Raw genomic sequence first — 15,598 nt, 5'->3', positions numbered from 1 at the left:
TGAAAGGAAAGGAGATATCATGGGTTTATTTAATCTGAGGCAATTTTTTCAATCGGATCAGCCGATTGAAGACAAGGAAGAACAGCCATATACATGTCTGTCCATTGATCAGGGGGAGAATGAGACCCCTACCATTGATGATGTGTTTCATGCCCTGGAACTGCTGCATGAAGGTCAGACTGATTTTGTTACTCTTGCCCACTTTAATTATGATCTGGAGATAGACGTCATCCAGGCAATCGGTTCAATGGATAAATTTATACTTGAGGCTTTACCATCCGAAACGTCGGATGATAAAGGGAAGATCTTTTATAAAGACTACCTGGACCGGTATTCACTTGAGTATTACTTCCAGGATTTTTTTGAATCACAGAGAGTCGCAGGGGTAGAAAATTTCGAAGAGAGATAATCAATCTACAGTCATTCATACTGAAAAGATGTGCAGCACCGCCCGTGCAGAGTCAAAAAGTCATGCCCCTCACAATGTGCGGCATGACTTTTTATTTTGACACAGATTATTATGCGTTCTGCTCTTCTTCCCAAATCTGGTTCAGCGCCTGCTGGAAAAGTTCAACAGGCTGTGCGCCTGAGATGGAGTATTTATCATTTACGAGGAAGAACGGCACGCCCTGCACGCCGAGCTGCTGTGCCTGGCCGATGTCCTGTTCAACTTTGTCTGTATTCTTTTCATTTTCTACGACATCGCGTACTTCTTCACCGTTCAAACCGATCTCTTCGGAGATGCGTACAATCGTATCGGCATCGCTCAATACTTCGCCGTCTGTAAAGTGTGCGGCATAGAAGCGTTTGAAGAATTCGGTACCTTTGCCGTTTTCTTTTGCGTATTGGAAAGCACGGTGGCCGTTGAAAGTATTCGCTATTTTAGCGATATCATGATTCATGATGACGCCGGAATCCTTCGCTGTTTCTGCCTGCTGTTTAAGCTGTTCCTTCGCTTTTTCAACCGGCACCCCGAATTTGCCTGCAAAGAAATCATAGTAGGAAACACCTGGCTGATATTCCGCATCCGGCATCAGCAGATAGCTCTTATATTCGATCTCCACATCATCTTTATGCTCAAAATTTTCAAGTGCAGTATCCAGATGTGCCTGTCCGATAAAACAGAACGGGCATACAAAATCTGACCAAATTGTTATTTTCATTTTTCATCCTCTTTCTCTTCATTGAGTGGTCCGCAAATACCAGTGTCGGCATCACACATCATGCCTGCCGAACTGTCCAGACTGAAGGATTTCAACTCTATCACTTCGCTCTGTGTATCATTGGACTCATTGTTATTTTCTGCTACATTTTCATTGTGTTTCATATATATGAGTCTGCCCCTTCCGTTAAATACAAGATTACTAATAGTACTAATTGTAACATTTGAAATTCACAAGAACGATTAAACTGCCTGAGTAAGGGGTATTTGAATGCTGAATTGAAAATAGAAAATGTCTGTGTAAAGGAGAAAGAGATGGAAGTCAGAGGGATTAATGTAACTGAATTCAATGAAGTGGAATTATTACTCAGGGACAGTTTCACAGAAACAGAGTACGGCTATCAGGGTGAAGCAGAACTGGTCAAAAAGATACGGGCGGAGAAGACATACAACCCGGAACTTGAACTGGTGGCTGTGGAAGAATATCAAGTGGTCGGCCATACACTGCTCAGCGAAGTGGCTGTCGGAGAAGGGGAAAACAACACCGGCCTGGCACTCGCGCCGATTGCTGTCAGACCGGGACTGCAGAATAAAGGTATCGGGACCGCTCTGATCAGAGAAGCTGAAGTGAGAGCGAAAAACCTTGGCTATTATTATATCAGCATTCTCGGTTCCCCGGAATATTACGGCAAGTTCGGGTATCAGCCGGCGAGTGAATTTGGTATAACAGCACCGTTTGAAGTGCCGGATGAAGCTTTTCTCGTAAAAGCGCTCGAATTGGATGCTCTCGAAAATGTAAGCGGGGTACTGAGATATACTAAAGCTTTTGGATAAAGGGTGAGGGTATGAATAAAGAAATCAGACAGGCATTTGATGAACTGGAAGCGTTAAGGGATGAATATTTTAAGACAGATGAATTCAACGGGAATATCTACAGAAGAACCCACTCTGATAAATGGAGTATCGGCGAAGTCGTCTATCACTGCTACTTACTTTTGAAATTGACGAGACAGGCTTCTCTGGTCTATTTGCCCTTAAGCCGGATGGTGATGAAAATCGGCAGATTCAAGACCGCAGAATATAACGGTGAGATGGAAAACATATATGCCGGACCGACGATGAAAGCACCGAAGATCTTGGAACCGGATATGGACAAACTGTATTCCAAAGGTGAGCTCAGGCTGATGCTGGAGGAAGAGACGGAGAAATTGAAAAGGCTGGCAGAAAAATTAAGTGATGATGAAGCGTACACAATAAGATATCCCGATCCAGTACCGGATTATCCGAATGTGGTTCAGTCAGTGAAGCTTCTGCTGATTCATGAAAAGCACCATTATAATGTGCTGATGGAGCGGGAAAGAGCTCATAAAAAATAAAACCAGTATATTTTGTATACTGGTTTTAATATATTATAAAGAAATTTCCCTCAAATCCCTCGGGAAGCTTGTCAGCACTTCAGCTTCACCCTCTTCATTAATATAAACTTCCTCTTCGATTCTGACCCCGCCGTACGCAGGAATATAAATGCCCGGCTCGATGGTGAAGACCATGCCCTTTTGTGCAATATCATCATTCAGATGATGGATTGAAGGGGCTTCGTGAACTTCTATCCCGAGTCCGTGGCCAACCCTGTTGTTGAAATATTCACCAAAGCCGCTGTCCTGGATGACACTTCTTGCGGCGATATCAAATTCTTTTAACGGGACTCCGGCCTTCACGGCATCCACACCTGCCTGTGTCGAACGTTTAACAATATCGTAAATTTCCTTCTGCTTATCATCGGCTTTCCCGATGATGAATGTACGGGTGATATCGGAACAATATCTGTCATAGGTGATGACACCGAAATCAATCAGCAGAAAATCTCCGTTCCTGAGTTTTCTGTCACCGGGTGTACCGTGGGGCAGAGCCGCTTTTTCACCCGCAAGTACCATGGTGGAGAATGACGGTCCCGCTGAGCCGTGTTTCTTCATTAAATATTCAAATTCAGCAACAAGATCTGCTTCAGTCATGCCTTCCCTGATGGTCTTCAACCCATCTTCAAGCACTTTCTCAATAATGTTGACCGCTTTTTTCAAGCCTTCGACTTCTGTTCTTGATTTATATATTCTGAGTGCATTGATATCTGCCTGAATATCCATGAACTCAGGGTCGTCGAATATGGTTTTCAATCCATTTTGATGCGCGACGGTCATCACATTCATCTCAATTCCCACACTTTTAATATCCTTCGGTAAATTCAATGACAGTATCTCAAATGGAATTTCTTCATCTGAAATAGGGATGATGTGATCCACCCGGGCAACTTCAGCAGCATCCTTATCCAGTGCCGGGACGAATAAATGACTCTCCCTCTGTTCAACATCCAATACCAATGACATATACCGTTCATGTGGATCGGCATAAAACCCAGTGAAGTAAAAAATATTTACAGGGTCTGTGATGACGAGCAAGTCCGTTTTCCTGTCTTTGAAAGACTCAGTTAATTTTTCTACTCTCAAATTATAATCGATTGACATCATATTCCTCCTATTTATCTCTTATCATCCATCGTACATGAAACTTTAATGACATATAAAGCGTTAATGAAGGATGAATTTTATTTGAAAGCTGAATCTCCGGTTAATATTCAGTATTTACGGGTAATATATTTAGAGTATGCAGAAAAGGTATTTTTATGACCTGTTATATGGATTTATCATGTTTTTTTACATATTGAATTCTCATATAGGGTCCATATTTAAGATTAAATGGGTACAGCAAGGAGTGAAACAATGAAAGAAGTGGTCGTTGGCATCATCACAACACCGGGTCTGCCTAAAAAATTACTCGAAGATATTCTGGACAGATTGAAGGATACGGCCGGGAATTCAATCGATGAGGAAAAGAACTGGCAGGTTGAATACCGGACGGATATATTGACGGGTTCTGCAGAATTTGTCAATGAGATTTTCGACAAGGTGGAAACCATCAAAGAGAACAACGGATGGGATATGGCAATCGCAATCAGTGACCTGCCCAGCATATCGGACCGGAAAGCTGTTCTGTCTGATTTTAACTACGATGAAAAAATATCTCTGATTTCTGTGCCGGCGCTCGGTGTCTTCAGAAATAAAAAAAAGCTCGAAGAGCTATTACTGCATCATATAGAAGTCCTGTATGGCACTCACGACCCTGAAGATACTGAAAAGGTACAACCGAATTTCATCAGCAAACTGATCGAAGTGACACCTGAGGAAGAAGGGGAGAGTAAGCACCGGTACGTCATCAAATCGAAATTAGGGGGCTGGATCCGGCTGGTGACCGGCATGACCTACCTGAATGAGCCGTGGAAAGAGTTGGGCAATTTCAAGACGATTGTGGCTCTGTCATTCGCAACCGGCACTTACATTTCAATATTCCGTACACCGTGGGAACTCAGTCTTGATTATTCCCTGTGGCGTTTCATACTGCTGATGATCATTGCTGTCTTTGGCATGGTGGGCTGGCTTATCTATGCACATAATATATGGGAAAAGCGTACGACTAAAAACCAGCCTGCTTACCGGCGGCTGTATAATTTCACCACGATCCTCACACTGCTGACTCTGACGATTGTCAACTACTTTGCAGTCAGTCTGCTCATTACAGTATCTGTTCTGCTATTTGTTCCCATGGGTCTTTTCGAAACATGGACGGAAGTGGAACATGATGTGGAGTGGGCAGATTACCTGAGCCTGATATGGTTTGCCTCATCCGGGGGAATTTTGGCCGGGGCATTCGGCTCCACTGTGGAAGAAGAGGAGAAAATACGAAATATCACATATTCGTACCGCCAGATGTATCGTCACAAAAAGCTGAAAGAGGAGCAGGAACAGGCGGAGCAATCGCCTGAATCCAAAGAGGATGAAGAATACTCCGGTGAGAAGCAGTCCCATGATGCAGCCGATGAGGAGGAAAAATGATATGGAGACAAAATATGTGGGTATCGTTGCCGCGCCCGGAACACCTGATATTCTTGCCAAGCAGATCAGGAAAGAACTGCCTGAGGCACTCAATGAACGGGTGGATCCGGATATTGAATGGGAAGTCGGCACATATGTCGACCCATTGACTGGTTATGCGGAGCAGGTAGAGGAGCTGTATGAAAAAACCGATGAATACCGTGAAAAATATGGCTGGGACCATATCATATTCATCACCGACCTCCCGATATACCGTAATGGCAACATCGTTGCCGTGGATATCAACAATGGCACGGATATCGGCTTGATATCACTTCCGGCCTACGGCTGGCCGCCGATAAAGAAAAGTACAGTCAATACGATCGTGTCCATCATTCAGAATATCAGGCACAATGGCGATAAGATGCTTTTGAAAGATGAATTCAACAGCTATCTGAAGACCAGCAAAATATATTATGAAGATGGATACTTCGAAGAAACGGATGCAGCATATTCCGTCTATTATATGAAAGATGGATGGCGGGGAAGATTCAGGCTGATCAGCGGCATGTCCTGGGCAAACAACCCGTTCAATATGATGCGGAGTTTGAGCAATGTTGTCGCACTTGCTTTTGCCACAGGGACTTTCAGTATGATATTTTCCACCATGTGGAACTTGAGCAATGTCTTCCCGACAGGGCGCCTTCTGGCCATATCCCTGATGGCGATCATCGCCATGGCACTGTGGATCATCATTTCACATAATCTGTGGGAACCGCTCAAGGGCAAAAGGAACCGGCATATACTGAGGCTGTACAACGGTGCGACGCTGATGACACTCTTCCTGTCGGTACTGGTCTACTTCGGCATACTGTTCGTGATGTTCTTTACAGGTGCAGTCGTCCTGCTGCCGCCTGATTATGTCGTCCAACACATCATACCTGATGAAATCGGCATCATGTTCTATATAGAAGTCGCATGGTTTGCCACTTCCCTCACGACAATCGTTGCGGCCATCGGCACCGGAGTCCAGGATAAAAACCTGATCAGGAAAAGCACATACGGCTACCGTCAGAGATATCGTGAACAGTACAGAGATGCGGGGGAAGAGGCCTGAATTCTGTAAACTGCAGGCTGAATGTGTTAATCTGAGAATACATCATGACCAGTCATACCGGCCAAAATACGTGATTTTCCGAATAACTATATTCAGGAGGTAACAGAATGAGTGAAATGAATCTGGAACTTGCAAAGAAACTGATTGATGGTGCGGAAAAAGAAGCGGCGGATATCGGCGTGCAGATGGTCATCACAGTCGTTGATGACGGCGGAAATCTGATTGCACAGCATCGTATGGACGATGCGTGGATTGCAAGCCTTGATGTTTCAAAAAACAAGGCATGGACATCCGTGGCATTGAAGATGCCGACGTCAGATCTCGAAGAAGCGGCGGCACCAGGCGGTGAACTATACGGCCTGAACACAACAAATGACGGACGCATCGTTGTCTTCGGCGGTGGCATACCGCTTGAGAAAGACGGCAAAGTCATCGGTGCAGTCGGCGTCAGCGGCGGCGCAGTCGCACAGGACGTACAAGTTGCAGAAGCGGGCGTCAAAGCTTTTAAAGACAATAATTGATTATGAATTTGATAGACTAAAGCCAACTGTCACTATACAATTTATAGTGGCAGTTATTTTATCCGAAAAAAAGGGGAATCGTTTTATGATTGAATTGAAAGAAGTGACAGAAGAAAATTTTTATGAAGTGATCCAATTGAAGGTGAGTGATGATCAGGAAAAATCGAGATTCGTCGCACCGAATGTCAGATCACTGGCAGAATGCTGGCTGTACCGTAAAAATGAAGATGTTTTTCCATATGCCGTGTACAATGGAGATGAAGTAGTCGGTTTCCTGCTTTTAGATCTGGATGCAGAAGAAAGTGAGTACATGATCTGGCGGATGATGGTGGACGCTAAGTATCAGGGGAAAGGCTATGGCAGGCAGATTGTTGAAGCTGTGATGGAAATGGCAAGAAACGATGAAGATTATGATGTGCTGATTGCGGATTATGTTGATGGGAATGCAGTCATGAAATATGTACTTGAATCACTGGGTTTTGAACGGACGGGATTTGATGAAGAATATAACGAAGTATTGATGAAGCTAGATGTTCGGAAATGAATTTTACATATGGGGATGATGAATATGAATCCATTACAATTTTACAGAAAATTTTTGTCAAATAATGATCTGGTGCGTGCCAACATCGGACTTGAAGCGTTTGAAACGATCAATGATCTGGAGGAGCTGGCGGAAGTATTGTCTGCAAGGACGGCGGATGATTATTTCCTTGAAGTTGTGGCAGATGAATTGACTGATATGGAAGTCAATCTGATCAAACGTTTGACCAGGACGACGACGCTGACACAGTACCATACGGTGGATTACAAACCTGAAAAATATCCGATGCTGACTGGATTTGTCCTGCTGCTGGAAGATAAGGACGGCAAGGGTGTGATACACAGGACAGCCGTTGAAGGATTGAAGAAGTTCATCTTTGATGTTGATGCCCTCGAGCAACTCTTGACAGATGATGACGAGGAGCTGGAGACAGATTCTGAATATCTGAATAAGCTGCCGGAACATGTCCGGAATCTTGTGCATGGCATCGGAGAAGATATCACTTTGAAGAATGAACTGGAAATGTATCCGTTTAACGGGTTACAGATCATCGTCAAAAATTTGAATTTTGCGGTGGACCATGGGATGGGACAGACCGAGGAAGATGTCATATACAGTGTCCTGACCAATCCGGAATATATGAAAAAGGCACTGGTCAACCTGCCTTATGAAACAATCTTATTTTTGAAAAGTGCTGTAGAGAATGATGACCGTTATTTTAAAGTGAATCAAAAAACAGAATCACTGTTCCACTTCGGTATGTCTATGGAAATAGACAGCCACGGCTGCATCTATCCCGAAGTCTTTCAGACATTGAAGCATGTGAATTTGAAGCGGATGGTTGCAATTGCCAAAGGTGGTGTAAGCCTTGCCGAATACAATGCCATGCGGGTCAAAGTGACTTTGAAAGATACCCATGTACCGATTATCCGTGAACTGATCATCCCGGCAAGACTGAATTTTTTCGAACTCCATCTGGTCATTCAAAGAGCGATGGGCTGGTGGACCTCACATCTTGCAAAGTTCAGTGCGGGCGATAAATTCATCCATATGTATGGCACTTATGAAGAGAATGCAGAATTTTCGAGGCCGGGCACCATCCACTTGAATGGAATTGAAACAATGGTTGACGGCGTGTTGATAGAACATGGCGAATTGACATACTTATATGATTACGGTGACCATTGGGAGCATGATGTGGAACTGATGGAACTGCTGAAAGAACCGCCAGTCGTATACCCTTCGGTGGATAAAAGAAAAGGTCCGATTCCTATAGAAGATTCAGGCGGCGTGCACGGTTTTGAAGAAACGATGAGGATATTAGAGGATGAAACCCACCCCGAACATGAAGATGTGACAATGTGGGTGAAATCGACGAATTACAGGAAAACATATCAGAAACAGCAGATCAATAAGAAGTTGAAAGAACTGTTTGCTGGCGGTGCGCCGATTATGAATGATGATGTGTATTGAAATAAATCTATGATGGAAAACAATCATATAATTCCATGTACAATATGAAGCATTGATCAGGAAAGAAGTGAGGAATATGCCAGTGATAAAAGAACTGAAAACAATGGAGGAACTGAAACTGGTCCAGGATATGGAGGAGCGTGTGTGGGAAATGTCTCCGATTCCGACACACCAGACGTTCACTTCAGTGAAGAACGGGGGACTGATGCTCGCTGCTTTTGTGGATGATGAAATTGTCGGTTTCAGTTACGGCTTCCCCGGTTTTAAAAATGATAAAAGTTATTTATGTTCACATATGCTTGCTGTCGATCCGGCATACCGCTCCAGGAAAATCGGTGAGAAACTGAAATGGAGACAGCGGGAAGTTGTGATAGATAAGGGTTATGACATGATTCTGTGGACATTTGATCCGCTTGAAACGCGGAATGGTTATTTGAACTTGTCCAAGCTTAATGCGGTGTGTCATACATATATTGAAAATTGCTACGGTGAGATGAGTGACGGCATGAACAAAGGGCTCCCGTCGGACCGTTTTGAAGTGCACTGGCATTTGAATAGTCCTCATGTGACTCAGAGGACAAAAATTGATCTGGAACATGCAGTGCCGTTAAATGCCGTCAGGAAGAATGAAGATGGATTGCCGGTGTTTGTCGGGGAACAGACTTGTGAATCGGATGATGTTGCATATTCACTCGCTGTACCGAAAGATTTTCAAGAGTTAAAGGTGAAAAGCCCCGGACTGGCACTGGACTGGCGTCTGAAAACACGGGAGAAATTTGAGCAGCTATTTGATGCAGGTTATTCTGCAGTACATTTAAAAGTTCATGATGATCATGCAGAATATATTTTCGTAAAAAAGAAGATTTAAAACTTGGAGCAATGAAAGAAGGATAAACAGGCTGTCTTAAAGCCATTTAATTGAGAATCGTTATCACTTAAGGTATATTAATATGTAATGACATACTTAATATGATTAGGAGCACTTAACATGGTTAAAATTTATTGGACGAAGATTAAAGATGTAGTCGAGGAGTCACCTGAGACTAAAACATACATACTGGAATGCCCTGAAGGGTTCACATGGGAAGAGGGTGCACATACGCATCTGGCACTGGAGGGTTTCAACGCGGGTGAGAAGCCGGACAGAAGTCTGATTCGCCATATGTCGATCTGTACTCTGCCTGACGAAAAGGCGATCGGGATCACGACGCGTGTAAGAGAAGAGCGTTCTGAGTTCAAAGAACGTCTTGACGCACTTGGAATCGGCGGACAGGTTGCATTGTTCAAAACACACTCGAATGTGCCGCTTAAAAGAGAGGGCAAAGCGGTTTACTTGTTATCTTCCGGTGTGGGTATCGCAACTTTCAGGCCGCTGGTTCTTGATTACCTGAACAACTCTGATATGGTGAATAAAATCCATTCACTCAATATAGATTCATCGAAAAATTACTTGTTCCCGGACTTGTTCGCACCAGAAGGACTTAATGGATTGACATCTGAGTTTGTAGATGACCGGAGCGGCTATTACGACAGGGTGAAGCAGTTGGCAGAAGATAAAGAGGGTCTTTTCTATGTTGTCGGCAGCGACGAATTTCTGAGTGAAAATATAGCGATTTTGCGCAGTGAGGGTATCCGTCCGGAACAGATCATGCTGGATAAGCATGAACAATCGAGACAGGCGCTCCTTGTATAAATTCATACAGTAAAACACGTTCAATTTTGAGCGTGTTTTTATTTTGCTGTGTATTTTCGTTCGCTCTGTAATTGATACTGCCACTGTAAAAATTAACAATTACCCGGTATCATGGTATTCAATGTGAGGGGAGATGTCATATGGATATAAAAAAATTGATTTATAAAAATCCTGCCTTATCCGGGGATTATCCGGCATTCAAAATTGAAGATGCACCGGACAATCCGCTGGTGACTTTTTATGAGTGGTTCGGCCATGCGGTTGATGCGGGGGTGTCGGAACCGAGTGCTTTCGTATTGAGTACAGCGGACGCGGAGGGTGTGCCGAGTGCGCGTATTGTGAATCTGCGCGACATGGATTCTGAAGGCTTCATCATCGGTTCGAACTCTGAAAGCCGGAAGGGTCGGGATTTGGAAAACAATAAGAATGGCGCGATGACTTTCTACTGGCGTGAAGTCGGCAGACAGATCCGTATTGCCGGGCGGGTGGATATTGCAAATGAGGATGAGAACAGAGAGGACTTCATCAGACGTAATGATACATCGAAAGCACTGTCGATCATTGCGAAGCAAAGTGAGGTACTCGGCAGCATGGACGAACTGGACCGTGACATGCAGCGTGCGATGGAACGGGTTGAAAACGATAAAGAAGCCTATGAAACGTGGACACTGTATAAAGTGAGACCGGAAAAAGTGGAATTTTTCCAGGCGCGTACAGATCTGGCGCACATCCGCCTCGAATACGAAAGAAGTAAGGACGGCTGGCGTAAGCATCTGCTCTGGCCGTAGACCGGGCACCCGCCTGGTTTTGAATCATCAATTCCGGGAATATTAACAGTATTGACTATTAATGGAGGGTGTTAAATGAGTTATGACGTAATCATTATTGGGTTCGGTAAAGCCGGAAAAACTTTGGCGGGCGCTCTCGGCAGTGACGGTAAAAAGGTCGCCCTGATTGAAAAAAGCAGCAAAATGTATGGCGGTACGTGCATCAACGTTGCCTGCATCCCTTCGAAGACACTGATAGAAGAAGCCGGACGGGGCCAATCGTTCAAAGATGCGATGGACAGGAAAATTGATGTTGTGAATGCGTTGAATAAAAAGAACTACGATAATCTCGCAGACAATGAAAAAGTTGATGTATATACGAATACGGCACGTTTCAAAGATAGTAAAACCGTAGAAATATTAGACGGTGAAGATGTTAAAGAAGAATTTACATCAGAGACGATTGTCATCAATACTGGTGCAAAAAGCAATATACCGGGAATTGAAGGTATCGATACGACAAAAAATATCTTTGATTCAGAAGGCATCATGGAACTGGATCATCAACCGGATTCACTCGTCGTCCTCGGTGCCGGCTATATCTCATTGGAGTTCATCTCTTTATTCACCAAACTGGGTACAAAAGTGACCGTCATCGACCGGGCTGAACACGTGCTGATCAAAGAGGATAAAGATATCGGCACAGCAGTTTACGATGACCTGGTGGAAGCGGGCGTCGAATTCGTCAGCGGCACGGAAACGACGAAAGTTTCAAACGATGGCGACTCTGTAGTCGTGGAAACGGATAACGCCACATTCAAGGCGGATGCCATGCTCGTAGCCACCGGACGTGTGCCGAACACTGAAGGGCTTGCATTGGAAAAGGCCGGCGTGAAGCTTGATGACGATGGTGCTGTGGCAGTGGACGATAACCTTCGGACGACAGCAGAAAATATTTATGCTGTCGGCGACGTGAAAGGCGGCATGCAATTTACGTACATTTCATTGGATGATTTCAGGATTGTCCATGATCAGCTGAAAGGCGACGGTGGACGGACCACTGAAAACCGCGGTGCCGTACCATATACGGTATTCATCGATCCGCCGTTTTCAAAAGTCGGCATGACTGCTTCACAGGCCAGGAAGAAAGGGCATGAAGTGCTGGAAGGCAAAGTTCCGGTGAAAGAAATCCCGCGTCATAAGGTGAATAATGACGAGCGCGGTGTTTTCAAGGCGGTCGTTGACAAAGAGACGGATAAAGTGCTCGGAGCAAGTCTTTATGGTAAAGGTTCCGAGGAAATCATCAATATCATCAAACTCGCGATCGACCATGATATTCCGGCGACAGTATTGAAAAACAATATTTATACACATCCGACGATGGCAGAATCATTCAACAATTTGTTTGATGTATAATTTTAAGAATTCAAAGTTGCAGAAAACCATACAGGTTGACTGCAACTTTTTTTATTTGGCATGATTAATGAGTAAATGTGAAATATATTGTTTAATAGAGAATGAGCGAGGGCAAATAAACTATATTATTCTTGAAATATTTTATTGTCGTTTTGAAAAGTATTTTTTAATACAATCGAAAGGGGAAGTTTTATGAAGAAATTACTTAAGCTTTGTACTGTCGGCGGCATGGCATTGGTTATTGCAGCCTGTGGAAATGGCGGAGAAGACACAGATACAGGTGATGATGCGGCGACTGAAGAAACAGAAACAACAGAAGAAGGTGCTGATGATACTGCAGACGGTGGAGAAGAAGGCTCAGAAACGGAATCAGAGGAAAGTGCATCTGAAGAAGAAACAGGGTCAGAGTCTGAAGAACCTGCAGAAGAGGACAGCACCGGATCAGAGGCCGGGGACAGCTCAGAAGAATCCGGGACAGAATCTGAAAGTGGTACAGAAGAAACAGAAACTGAAGGATCTGCCTCTGATACGTCCGATGAAGCGGATGCCGGTGAGGATGCCGCTGCTGGAGAAGAACAGTCAAAAACTTTCATTCTTGAAGAAGAGGGCTTTGTCAATGAACTGGTCTATTACCATATAGATGATGAAGTTCAGAGACAGACTTCTGAAAGTGACATCACTTACGAGGCGCTCGGGGTAGAAAATGAAGAACAGGCCAGGGAGCTGCTTGAACAGCAATCTCCGGATTATGAAGGTGTAGAAGGTGTTGAGCACAACATCGAATTCGGTGATGAAGGTGTCATTGAAACGCTGGAAGTGGACTATACTGTCGCTGATATTTCTGAAGTATCCGCTCTTGAAGGTGCTGAATTTGATGAAGAGGCGGATGAAGCACAGTTCATCAGTATGGAGCAGTCTGAAGAGCAATTATTGAACTCAGGCTATGAAGAGGCTGAAGGTGAATGATAAATTTTTGAAGACAGGGACCGCCTGTCTTCTTTTTTTGTAAAAAAACGACTATGATAGGGGTAAACGTCTAACGGGAGAGATAGATATGGATAAGATTATCAATATTGAAGATGTTAAATGGATCAAGGGCGGACAGGAAATCCTGAAAGATATCAACTGGATGGTAAAGAGCGGTGAACACTGGGCTGTGCTGGGGTTGAACGGCTCCGGTAAAACTTCTCTGCTCAACATTGTGACGGGGTATAATTATCCGACGATGGGAGATGTCACGATACTCGACACGACTTTTGGCAAGGCGAGCATTCCTGAAATGCGAAAAAGGATTGGTGTGGTTTCAACTGCACTGGAAAGATTCGATGCAACATTGAACAACCAGACAGTCGAAGACATTGTACTGAGCGGCAAGTTTTCATCATTCGGCATATATCAGGAAGTGACTGATAAAGACCGCCGGAAAGCGGAAAGCATAATGGCTGATCTGAGACTGGATTATTTGCATGGCAAGTATTACAGAACGTTGTCCCAGGGTGAAAAAAGACGTGCAATCATCGGACGTGCGCTGATGACGGAACCGGATCTGCTCATACTGGATGAACCGTGTTCGGGTCTCGATATATTATCGCGTGAAGATGTGCTCGGAATTACTGAGAGTATTAAAGAGCGTGAAAGCCATCTGATCTATGTCACCCACCATATCGAGGAAATTACGGATGTCATCACCCATGTACTGCTGATGAAAGACGGGGAAGCCGTCGTCAGCGGCAAAAAAGAGGATGTCCTGACATCGGAAAATCTCAGTGATATTTACAAAACGCCTGTAAAAATCCATTGGGAAAATAAACGCCCATGGCTGTCGATTTCCAGTAAATAACCATACAATTTATGTTATATTTAATGTGGTTATGTACAACTTAATGGAGGAGTGGGAATCATCAAGTTTAAACTGCTTTTTATAATATCCAGTCTTGTATTAGTATTGTTACCTGCGGGTGTAATGGCAAACACACTGCAGCCCGGTCAGAATTTCAATAATGAAAATAATGAAGAGCAAAATGAGTCATTGAACGAGAATCAGCAGGAACAGCAGAATGAATATTCAGAGCCGTCCGGACAGGGTGACTGGACAGAACCGGAAAAGTCATATGATAACGGGGGTGACGGTTGGTACAATAATAACAACAGTTATAACGATTATAATAATGATAATTACAATAATGACGAAAATTATTATGATAATACCAACAACTATGATAGCGACGAAAATTATTACAATAATGACGGCGGCAACTGGGAGGGGCAGGAACCCGTAGAACAATATGAAGAGCCTGTTCAGGAGGAGCCTGTCATTGAAGAACCAGTCGAAGAGGTGCCGGTGATTGAAGAACAGGTTGAACCTGAGCCATCTGTCGATGTGAACACTTTGGATTCTGAAGTCTTCTCCATTTCGGGGGAAACGGTTGACGAAGCGGGCGAAGGCGTCAGTGATATCGAACTCACGTTGAGCGGTGGAACTTTTGACGAAGAGAGTGTGACAACTGATGAAGACGGCAGCTTTTTATTCGAAGAAGTTCCTTCTGGCAATTATGAGATAGAAATAGAACCGACTGAAGATTATGAAGTTTCCGAGTCAACGGTTGAATTGGAAGTGACAGACCGCAGTAAAAGGGGAATGAAAATCAACCTGACTGAAATTGAAGAAGAGAAAAAGGAAGAGGCAGAAGAAACATCCGAGCCTGTTGAAACGGATGAGGATGTGATGGCTGCAGAAACTGGTTCTTTAAGTTCAATGGACTGGACATTGATTGGTACCGGCATCGTGTTTGCTTTAATCAGTTTATTCGTACTATTATTCAAAAAATTAAGAAAGAATTAAATTAATATGTTTTAATCCATAAAAATGTGGTATATATTAAATAACTGAATGAATTTCATAATTCTAACCCCATGTCTCCCAACAGTTTTGAGAGTTAAAAAAAGAAGCACCTCCCCAAATCTTGTATAATGGTAGTTGAC

At 43.8% G+C, this 15,598-nt stretch carries 18 protein-coding genes; 15 read left to right on the top strand and 3 right to left on the bottom strand.

The window, feature by feature from the left end; all coding sequences use genetic code 11:
- Window positions 1-19 precede the first annotated feature (19 nt).
- On the top strand, window positions 20-409 hold the full coding sequence (locus BLR15_RS08150; RefSeq protein ID WP_092986445.1) for a hypothetical protein: 390 nt from the start codon (window positions 20-22) through the stop codon (window positions 407-409).
- Window positions 410-518: 109 nt separating this feature from the next.
- Here BLR15_RS08150 and BLR15_RS08145 read toward each other — a convergent pair whose 3' ends face one another.
- Together BLR15_RS08145 and BLR15_RS14045 are read right to left on the bottom strand one after the other, a co-directional pair.
- Window positions 519-1,163, bottom strand: a complete 645-nt coding sequence (locus BLR15_RS08145; protein WP_092986443.1) for a DsbA family oxidoreductase — start codon at window positions 1,161-1,163, stop codon at window positions 519-521.
- Window positions 1,160-1,327: a hypothetical protein gene (locus BLR15_RS14045; RefSeq protein WP_176754102.1), complete on the bottom strand. Its 168-nt coding sequence runs from the start codon at window positions 1,325-1,327 to the stop codon at window positions 1,160-1,162. Before BLR15_RS14045 ends, BLR15_RS08145 begins: the two co-directional genes overlap by 4 nt.
- A gap of 114 nt (window positions 1,328-1,441) precedes the next feature.
- Between BLR15_RS14045 and BLR15_RS08140 the strand changes: the two genes are divergently transcribed.
- Complete coding sequence (locus BLR15_RS08140) at window positions 1,442-1,996, top strand: GNAT family N-acetyltransferase (RefSeq protein ID WP_245696695.1); 555 nt, start codon at window positions 1,442-1,444, stop codon at window positions 1,994-1,996.
- Window positions 1,997-2,007: 11 nt separating this feature from the next.
- Window positions 2,008-2,538: a DinB family protein gene (locus BLR15_RS08135; protein ID WP_092986439.1), complete on the top strand. Its 531-nt coding sequence runs from the start codon at window positions 2,008-2,010 to the stop codon at window positions 2,536-2,538.
- A 33-nt stretch (window positions 2,539-2,571) separates the two neighbouring features.
- Here the strand turns inward: BLR15_RS08135 and BLR15_RS08130 are convergent, their stop codons facing one another.
- The gene (locus BLR15_RS08130; RefSeq protein WP_092986437.1) at window positions 2,572-3,681 is read right to left on the bottom strand and encodes a M24 family metallopeptidase; all 1,110 of its coding nucleotides are present in this window, start codon (window positions 3,679-3,681) and stop codon (window positions 2,572-2,574) included.
- 255 nt (window positions 3,682-3,936) lie between these two features.
- Between BLR15_RS08130 and BLR15_RS08125 the strand changes: the two genes are divergently transcribed.
- The 12 genes from BLR15_RS08125 (at window position 3,937) to BLR15_RS08070 (ending at window position 15,458) form a co-directional block, all read left to right on the top strand.
- Window positions 3,937-5,106, top strand: a complete 1,170-nt coding sequence (locus BLR15_RS08125) for a hypothetical protein (RefSeq protein WP_092986435.1) — start codon at window positions 3,937-3,939, stop codon at window positions 5,104-5,106.
- Window position 5,107: 1 nt separating this feature from the next.
- Complete coding sequence (locus BLR15_RS08120; RefSeq protein ID WP_092986433.1) at window positions 5,108-6,202, top strand: hypothetical protein; 1,095 nt, start codon at window positions 5,108-5,110, stop codon at window positions 6,200-6,202.
- Between the two features lie 107 nt (window positions 6,203-6,309).
- Window positions 6,310-6,723: a GlcG/HbpS family heme-binding protein gene (locus BLR15_RS08115; RefSeq protein ID WP_092986431.1), complete on the top strand. Its 414-nt coding sequence runs from the start codon at window positions 6,310-6,312 to the stop codon at window positions 6,721-6,723.
- Between the two features lie 85 nt (window positions 6,724-6,808).
- Window positions 6,809-7,267, top strand: a complete 459-nt coding sequence (locus BLR15_RS08110; RefSeq protein WP_092986429.1) for a GNAT family N-acetyltransferase — start codon at window positions 6,809-6,811, stop codon at window positions 7,265-7,267.
- A 54-nt stretch (window positions 7,268-7,321) separates the two neighbouring features.
- Window positions 7,322-8,740, top strand: a complete 1,419-nt coding sequence (locus tag BLR15_RS08105; protein ID WP_176754101.1) for a plasmid pRiA4b ORF-3 family protein — start codon at window positions 7,322-7,324, stop codon at window positions 8,738-8,740.
- Between the two features lie 76 nt (window positions 8,741-8,816).
- Window positions 8,817-9,608: a GNAT family N-acetyltransferase gene (locus BLR15_RS08100; RefSeq protein WP_092986425.1), complete on the top strand. Its 792-nt coding sequence runs from the start codon at window positions 8,817-8,819 to the stop codon at window positions 9,606-9,608.
- A 120-nt stretch (window positions 9,609-9,728) separates the two neighbouring features.
- Window positions 9,729-10,433 carry a ferredoxin reductase domain-containing protein gene (locus BLR15_RS08095; protein WP_092986423.1) on the top strand — a complete coding sequence of 235 codons (705 nt, stop codon included), beginning with the start codon at window positions 9,729-9,731 and terminating at the stop codon, window positions 10,431-10,433.
- Between the two features lie 140 nt (window positions 10,434-10,573).
- Entirely contained in the window at window positions 10,574-11,221 is a 648-nt protein-coding gene (locus BLR15_RS08090; protein ID WP_092986421.1) for a pyridoxine/pyridoxamine 5'-phosphate oxidase, read from the top strand.
- A gap of 75 nt (window positions 11,222-11,296) precedes the next feature.
- Window positions 11,297-12,616, top strand: coding sequence for a hypothiocyanous acid reductase MerA (merA, locus tag BLR15_RS08085; protein ID WP_092986419.1), 1,320 nt, complete (start codon window positions 11,297-11,299; stop codon window positions 12,614-12,616).
- 192 nt (window positions 12,617-12,808) lie between these two features.
- Window positions 12,809-13,582 (top strand): DUF1307 domain-containing protein, encoded by a 774-nt coding sequence (locus BLR15_RS08080; protein WP_092986417.1) that lies wholly within the window; start codon window positions 12,809-12,811, stop codon window positions 13,580-13,582.
- An 88-nt stretch (window positions 13,583-13,670) separates the two neighbouring features.
- On the top strand, window positions 13,671-14,456 hold the full coding sequence (locus tag BLR15_RS08075; protein WP_092986415.1) for an ABC transporter ATP-binding protein: 786 nt from the start codon (window positions 13,671-13,673) through the stop codon (window positions 14,454-14,456).
- A 51-nt stretch (window positions 14,457-14,507) separates the two neighbouring features.
- Window positions 14,508-15,458 carry a carboxypeptidase-like regulatory domain-containing protein gene (locus BLR15_RS08070; RefSeq protein ID WP_092986413.1) on the top strand — a complete coding sequence of 317 codons (951 nt, stop codon included), beginning with the start codon at window positions 14,508-14,510 and terminating at the stop codon, window positions 15,456-15,458.
- The last annotated feature ends 140 nt before the right edge of the window (window positions 15,459-15,598 follow it).

The organism is Lacicoccus qingdaonensis, from assembly GCF_900101075.1.
Classification (GTDB): domain Bacteria; phylum Bacillota; class Bacilli; order Staphylococcales; family Salinicoccaceae; genus Lacicoccus; species Lacicoccus qingdaonensis.
This window is presented reverse-complemented; position numbering and strand designations above follow the sequence as displayed.

What these genes read in the sequence shown, in the direction of transcription:
- BLR15_RS08150 (WP_092986445.1), top strand. Translation starts at nt 20, where the DNA reads ATGGGTTTATTTAATCTGAGGCAATTTTTTCAATCGGATCAGCCGATT.
- BLR15_RS08145 (WP_092986443.1), bottom strand. Translation starts at nt 1,163, where the DNA reads ATGAAAATAACAATTTGGTCAGATTTTGTATGCCCGTTCTGTTTTATC.
- BLR15_RS14045 (WP_176754102.1), bottom strand. Translation starts at nt 1,327, where the DNA reads ATGAAACACAATGAAAATGTAGCAGAAAATAACAATGAGTCCAATGAT.
- BLR15_RS08135 (WP_092986439.1), top strand. Translation starts at nt 2,008, where the DNA reads ATGAATAAAGAAATCAGACAGGCATTTGATGAACTGGAAGCGTTAAGG.
- BLR15_RS08130 (WP_092986437.1), bottom strand. Translation starts at nt 3,681, where the DNA reads ATGTCAATCGATTATAATTTGAGAGTAGAAAAATTAACTGAGTCTTTC.
- BLR15_RS08125 (WP_092986435.1), top strand. Translation starts at nt 3,937, where the DNA reads ATGAAAGAAGTGGTCGTTGGCATCATCACAACACCGGGTCTGCCTAAA.
- BLR15_RS08120 (WP_092986433.1), top strand. Translation starts at nt 5,108, where the DNA reads ATGGAGACAAAATATGTGGGTATCGTTGCCGCGCCCGGAACACCTGAT.
- BLR15_RS08115 (WP_092986431.1), top strand. Translation starts at nt 6,310, where the DNA reads ATGAGTGAAATGAATCTGGAACTTGCAAAGAAACTGATTGATGGTGCG.
- BLR15_RS08110 (WP_092986429.1), top strand. Translation starts at nt 6,809, where the DNA reads ATGATTGAATTGAAAGAAGTGACAGAAGAAAATTTTTATGAAGTGATC.
- BLR15_RS08100 (WP_092986425.1), top strand. Translation starts at nt 8,817, where the DNA reads ATGCCAGTGATAAAAGAACTGAAAACAATGGAGGAACTGAAACTGGTC.
- BLR15_RS08095 (WP_092986423.1), top strand. Translation starts at nt 9,729, where the DNA reads ATGGTTAAAATTTATTGGACGAAGATTAAAGATGTAGTCGAGGAGTCA.
- BLR15_RS08090 (WP_092986421.1), top strand. Translation starts at nt 10,574, where the DNA reads ATGGATATAAAAAAATTGATTTATAAAAATCCTGCCTTATCCGGGGAT.
- merA (WP_092986419.1), top strand. Translation starts at nt 11,297, where the DNA reads ATGAGTTATGACGTAATCATTATTGGGTTCGGTAAAGCCGGAAAAACT.
- BLR15_RS08080 (WP_092986417.1), top strand. Translation starts at nt 12,809, where the DNA reads ATGAAGAAATTACTTAAGCTTTGTACTGTCGGCGGCATGGCATTGGTT.
- BLR15_RS08075 (WP_092986415.1), top strand. Translation starts at nt 13,671, where the DNA reads ATGGATAAGATTATCAATATTGAAGATGTTAAATGGATCAAGGGCGGA.